The following is a 5,884-nucleotide window of genomic DNA, read 5'->3' as shown; positions in this document are numbered from 1 at the left end:
GACGGATTGGCGATGCCGGCCGGCACCTGCAGCTTGATATAGCCGGTAATTTTCTTGGCCATTGATCCAACCTTCCATTGCACCCGGCAGAAAACCCCGCCGGTGGCTGCGGTTGTCGTGGTTCTCGGCAGATGGCACTGCCTCCCACGCTGCCAGCCCCGGTCAACCGCGCCCGGAGAAGGCCCAGCCCCTGGGCCGCGTCAGGTTACCCTGATGCGGAAAGCCGGAACCGGGGCAGGCTGGTTCCGGCTGAAAACCGTTGCGCTTACTTGACGCGCTCGACCTGTTCGAAGTCCAGCTCCACCGGAGTGGCGCGACCGAAGATCGACACCGACACCTTCACGCGGGCACGATCGTAGTCGATCTCTTCCACAAGGCCGTTGAAGGAAGCAAACGGGCCATCCAGCACGCGAACCGAATCGCCGATCTCGAACTCCGCGCGGGCCTTCGCCTTGGGGGCGGCGGCTTCGCTCTGCATGTTCAGGATGCGTCCGGCCTCGGCCTCGGTAATGGCCTGCGGCTTGCCCTTCGGACCGAGGAACCCGGTCACCTTCGGCGTGTTGCGAACGAGGTGATACACCTCGTCGTTCATATCCATCTTCGCGAGCACGTAGCCGGGGAAGGAGGTGCGATCGGTTACGACCTTCTTGTTCCGGCGGACCTCGGTCACCTTTTCGGTCGGAACTTCGACCTCCGGAATGAAGTCAGTCAGGCCAAGGCGCTCGGCCTCCGCCTTGATCTGATCGCGAACCTTGTTCTCGAAGCCCGAGTAGGCGTGAATGATGTACCAGCGCGCTGTCATTTCGACCCTTGGTCTTCTTTGCCCTGACGTCGTTCCGAACCAGACCCGGCCTTACTGGCCAAGGCTCAGCAAAAGCTGCACGATGGAGGCAAGAACCCAGTCAACGCCCAGGAAAAAGACGGAAAGAATAGCCGTCAGGATGAAGACCATGACGGTTGTAATCATCGTCTCCCGCCGCGTCGGCCAGCTGACCTTGCGCGTTTCCTGGCGAACCTGCCGGACGAATTCGCCTGGGCTGGTCTTCGCCATCGTTCTTCTCTCCGTTCGCTCAAGTCCGAATCAGCTCGCGTTGATCCGGACAAAACAAAACAGTCCAACAGCACACCTTGTTGGTGGCGGTCAGACCGTTTTCAGCTTCCACCTCTCTGACGCAATCATAAGCCAAGCCCGTGAAGTAGCTGCCGAAGCAGTGGCAGGAGTGGAGGGACTCGAACCCCCGGCCCTCGGTTTTGGAGACCGATGCTCTACCAACTGAGCTACACTCCTATCCCCACAGGCTCTGTGCTTAAGGCGCATCAGAGGGGGGTGCTATAGAATCGCTGCGGCACCGTGGCAAGCGAAATCTCTCTTGCCAATTGTCACTAATATAGCCATCCCCGTCGGGCCGTAATGTTGCGTACCTGCCCTTCTGTATAGGGCCTGTTGAAAGCCTAGCCCGTTCGGACTATTGGCTAGCGGCGTGCACAAGGTCGCGCGTCACCCCCGTATCACTTGCAAGTTGGTGTCCTCCGCTATGCGCCTCCGGAAATCCTCCATTGGGCTTGTCGCACTGGTCGTGGTCTTCGGCCTGCTCGGCCTGTACAATTACGTCCTCCAGCCGATGCTGCTGAAAAAATTCATTCTCGGCGCCGAGCCGCCGCCGGTGGCCGTCTCCGCCGAGACGGCCCGACTGGAAACGCGCAGCGATTCCCTGACCGCCGTTGGCTCGATTCAGGCCGTGAACGGCGTGGACGTGGCTGCCGAACAGGATGGCGTGGTGCGGGAGATCCTGTTCGAGTCCGGTCAGATGGTGAAAAAAGGCCAGGTTCTCGTGCGGCTGGATACGGAAACCGAAGCGGCGGACGTGGCGCTGTATCAGGCGACGCTCGCCAATGCGCAGAAGGATTATGAGCGCACGGCCAAGCTGGTGGAAACCCAGTATGCCTCCCGCGCGGCGCTCGACCGGGCCGTGGCAGCCCGCGATCAGGCGCAGGCCCAGCTGGCGCGCGCCCGTGCCAGCCTGGACAAGAAAGCCATCCGCGCGCCGTTCAGCGGCCGCCTCGGTATTCGCCAGATCAATCTGGGTCAGTACCTTGCCCGCGGGGATGCAGTCGTAACCCTGCAAGCCGTCGACCCCATCTACGCCACCTTCCCGGTGCCGGAGCAGGCCATTTCCCGCATCCAGACCGGTCAGAACCTGCTTGTCAGCGTGGACTCTGCTCCCGGCCGGCGCTTCGAGGGCAAGATCACGTCCATTGACGCCAAGGTTGATGAGGGGACCCGCAACGTGACGGTGCAGGCCACCCTGCCGAACCCGGATGGCCTGCTGACGCCGGGTGCGTTTGCCAACGTGACCGTGCTCGGGCGCGAATCGGTTCAGGTCGTCGCCATCCCGGCGACCGCCGTCAGCTACTCGCTGTATGGCGATTCGATCTACGTCCTGAAGCCCGCCCCGAAGGCGGCAACGGCCCAGGGCGGCGCCAATGCCAGCACTGATGCCGAGGCCGGAAAGGCGCATGAGCAGAACCAGACGGTGTATGTGGCGGAACGTCGCTCGGTGAAAACCGGCGAGACGCAGGACGGCCGCGCCGCGATTCTGGACGGCCTGAAGGATGGCGAACTGGTGGTGATCGCCGGACAGCTGAAACTGAGCGATGGCGGCAAGGCGGTGGTGAACAACAGCATCCCGCTCGACGCCGGCAACGCTCCGCTGCCGAGGCACTGAGCCGGGGCGGCCCCTTCCCGCAAGGGTTCGGCCGCATCGCCGGCTTGAAAAACGTTCATGTCCGTCCTTGTAGGATGGAAAACACAGTCAGCGCCCCCGCGCGTGTGTAAGTGGAGGTTGGTGTGACATTCACCGACATTTTCATTAAACGGCCCGTTCTGGCGATGGTCGTCAGCCTCCTGATCCTGCTTCTGGGAATTCAGGCGCTGACCTCGCTTAGCGTGCGCGAGTTCCCCTTCATCGAAAACTCGCAGATCAGCATTCGCACCAGCTATCCGGGCGCCAGCCCTGACGTCGTGCGCAGCTTCATCACCACCAAGATCCAGCAGGCCGTCTCCGGCACGGAGGGCGTGGACACCATCTCGTCCACCAGCACGCAAGGGTCGAGCGAGGTTATGCTCCAGCTGCACCTGGGGGCCGATGCCGACCGCGCGCTGTCTGATGCCATCACCAAGGTGAACCGCATCCGCGCCGAGCTGCCGCGCGAGGCGTTCGACCCGGTGGTGACGCGCGAATCCAGCGCAGGTTTCGCTTCGCTTTACGTTTCGTTCTACAGCGAGAACGTGAACCGGGCGCAGATCACGGACTACCTGGTGCGCGTGGTGCAGCCGGCACTGCAGACCGTTGACGGTGTGGCACAGGCAGAGATCCTGGGCGCACAGACCTTCGCCATGCGCGTGTGGCTCAAGCCGGACCGCATGGCCGCACTGGGCGTCACCGCCACCGAAGTGCGCACGGCCCTTCAGAACAACAACTTCACAGCCGCACCGGGCGAACTGCGCGGGCTCTATGTGAAGGCCACGGTGGATGCCAAGACCGACCTTTCCAGCGAAGAGGAATTCCGCAACCTGACCATCGCCAGCCGCGGCGGCACGCTGGTGCGCCTGTCTGACGTGGCGGATCTGGAACTCGGCGCGGAGAGTTACGACTACACCACCTATGCCGCGGGCCAGAAGGCAATCTATATCGCCGTCTCCGTGGCACCGGCCGCCAACCCGCTGACGGTCATTCCGCAGGTGCGCGACAAGCTGGACGAACTGCGGCCCGACCTGCCGCCGGGCGTCAACATGGTCGTGGACTACGACACCACCGAGTACATCTCCGAGTCCATCGACGAGGTGGTCAAGACGGTGCTCGAAGCCTCGCTCATCGTGATCGTGGTGGTGTTCCTATTCCTCGGCAACGTACGCTCGACGCTCATTCCCATCGTCACCATTCCGCTGTCGCTCATCGGCGTGCTGTTCCTGCTGCAGGTGCTGGGCTACTCCATCAACCTGCTGACCCTGCTCGCGCTGGTGCTGGCCATCGGCCTGGTGGTGGACGACGCCATCGTGGTGGTGGAGAACGTCACGCGTCACATCGAGGAAGGCACGCCGCCGATGGAGGCCGCCCTGATCGGTGCGCGGGAAATCGCCCTGCCCGTCATCGGCATGACCATCACGCTGGCGGCGGTCTATGCGCCCATCGGCTTCGTCTCGGGCCTGACCGGCATTCTGTTCAGGGAGTTCGCCTTCACGCTGGCGGCAGCAGTCGTCATCTCGGGCGTGGTGGCGCTGACCCTCTCGCCGATGATGGCCTCGCGCATCCTCAAGCCGCATAGCCAGTCCCGTTTCGCCCGCTGGCTCGATCGCCGCTTCGTTGCGCTCGATCACTGGTACGCCGGCAAGCTCAAGCAGGCGCTGGGTTCGCGCAAGACCATCCTTACCTTCGGCGCGGTGGTTCTGGCGGGCTGTGTCATGTTCTACGACGCCACCCGCAAGGAACTGGCGCCGCCCGAGGATCAGGGCCTGATGTTCATGAACTGGCGCGCGCCGGAATCGGTGACGCTGGATTACATGGACGCCTACATCGACCGCTTCCACGAGGTGTTCAAGGAGTACCCCGAATACCACTCCTCGTTCCTCATCAACGGCATCGGCGGTGCGCAGGGCTTCGGCGGCTATCTGCTGACGCCGTGGCAGCAGCGTGAGCGGGGCCCGCACGAGCTTCAGCCGCTGGTGCAGAACGACCTCAACAAGTTCACCGGCGTGCAGGCTTCCATCTTCAACGTGCCGTCATTGCCGACGCCGGGCGGCGGCATGCCGGTGCAGTTCGTGGTGCAGACGCTCAAGGACCACAAGGAGCTCGCGCCGCTGATGGAGCAGTTGAAGGCCGAAGCCGACAAGAGCGGCCTGTTCATCTTTACCGACGTATCGCTGGCGTTCGACAAGCCGCAGGCCGACGTGCGCATCAACCGCGAGAAGGCCACCCAGATGGGCGTGAGCATGGCCGATATCGGCAACACGCTCTCCACCCTGCTGGGCGGCAACTACGTCAACCTGTTCGATCTGGAAGGCCGCAGCTACCGCGTGGTGCCCCAGGTGCCGCGCAGCTTCCGCCTGAACGATCAGCTGCTCGGCAACTACTACGTGCGGGCGGCCAATGGCGATCTGGTGCCGCTGTCCACCTTCGTGACGGTGAGCTACTCGGTGCAGCCGAACTCACTCACGGCCTTCCAGCAGCAGAACAGCGCCACGCTTTCGGGCGTGCCCTTCCCGGGCCGCACGGTGGGCGAGGCGCTGGAGTTCCTGGAGAACACGGCGGACCGCATCCTGCCCGCAGGCGTCAGCTATGACTACGCCGGCGAAAGCCGCCAGCTGAAGCAGGAGGGCTCAACGCTTGCAGTCACCTTCGGCTTCGCGCTGATCATCATCTTCCTGGTGCTGGCAGCTCAGTACGAAAGCTTCCGCGATCCGCTCATCATTCTGGTGTCGGTGCCGATGTCGCTGTGCGGCGCGCTGTTCGTGTTCAACGTGGGCAGCATCCTGCCGACGCAACCGCAGGGCTTCACCATCAACATCTACACCCAGATCGGCCTGCTGACGCTGGCGGGCCTCATCTCCAAGCACGGCATCCTCATGGTGTCATTCGCCAACGAGTTGCAGGCTCGGGAGAACCTCGGCAAGGCCGAGGCCATCATCAAGTCCGCGACCATCCGCCTGCGGCCGATCCTGATGACCACGGCCGCCATGGTGGCAGGCGTGCTGCCGCTGCTGTTCGCCTCGGGCGCGGGCGCGGTCAGCCGCTTCTCGCTCGGCCTCGTCATCGCCAGCGGCATGACCATCGGCACGCTGTTCACCCTGTTCATCGTACCGGTGGTGTACAGCTTCCTGGCGGGC

4 protein-coding genes and 1 tRNA gene are annotated in these 5,884 nt (G+C 63.4%); 2 read left to right on the top strand and 3 right to left on the bottom strand.

The genetic code is table 11. The annotated features are described in order from the left end of the window. Window positions 1-265 precede the first annotated feature (265 nt). The 3 genes from nusG to VIG90_RS17650 all read right to left on the bottom strand — a co-directional run bounded on the left by nusG (window position 266) and on the right by VIG90_RS17650 (window position 1,288). The gene (gene nusG, locus VIG90_RS17660) at window positions 266-802 is read right to left on the bottom strand and encodes a transcription termination/antitermination protein NusG (RefSeq protein WP_331594839.1); all 537 of its coding nucleotides are present in this window, start codon (window positions 800-802) and stop codon (window positions 266-268) included. Window positions 803-853: 51 nt separating this feature from the next. Next, window positions 854-1,051 (bottom strand): preprotein translocase subunit SecE, encoded by a 198-nt coding sequence (gene secE, locus VIG90_RS17655; protein WP_331594838.1) that lies wholly within the window; start codon window positions 1,049-1,051, stop codon window positions 854-856. Between the two features lie 161 nt (window positions 1,052-1,212). Beyond that, window positions 1,213-1,288: transfer RNA gene (locus tag VIG90_RS17650), tRNA-Trp, on the bottom strand. A 247-nt stretch (window positions 1,289-1,535) separates the two neighbouring features. On the opposite strand from VIG90_RS17650, the gene VIG90_RS17645 reads away from it, so the two are divergent. Continuing rightward, entirely contained in the window at window positions 1,536-2,726 is a 1,191-nt protein-coding gene (locus tag VIG90_RS17645; RefSeq protein ID WP_331594837.1) for an efflux RND transporter periplasmic adaptor subunit, read from the top strand. Between the two features lie 122 nt (window positions 2,727-2,848). Further along, the coding region (locus tag VIG90_RS17640; protein WP_331594836.1) for an efflux RND transporter permease subunit at window positions 2,849-5,884 on the top strand (3,036 nt) is incomplete at its 3' end.

Origin of the sequence: Pedomonas sp., from assembly GCF_036515995.1 — a bacterium.
GTDB lineage: Bacteria > Pseudomonadota > Alphaproteobacteria > Sphingomonadales > Sphingomonadaceae > Pedomonas.
This window is presented reverse-complemented; position numbering and strand designations above follow the sequence as displayed.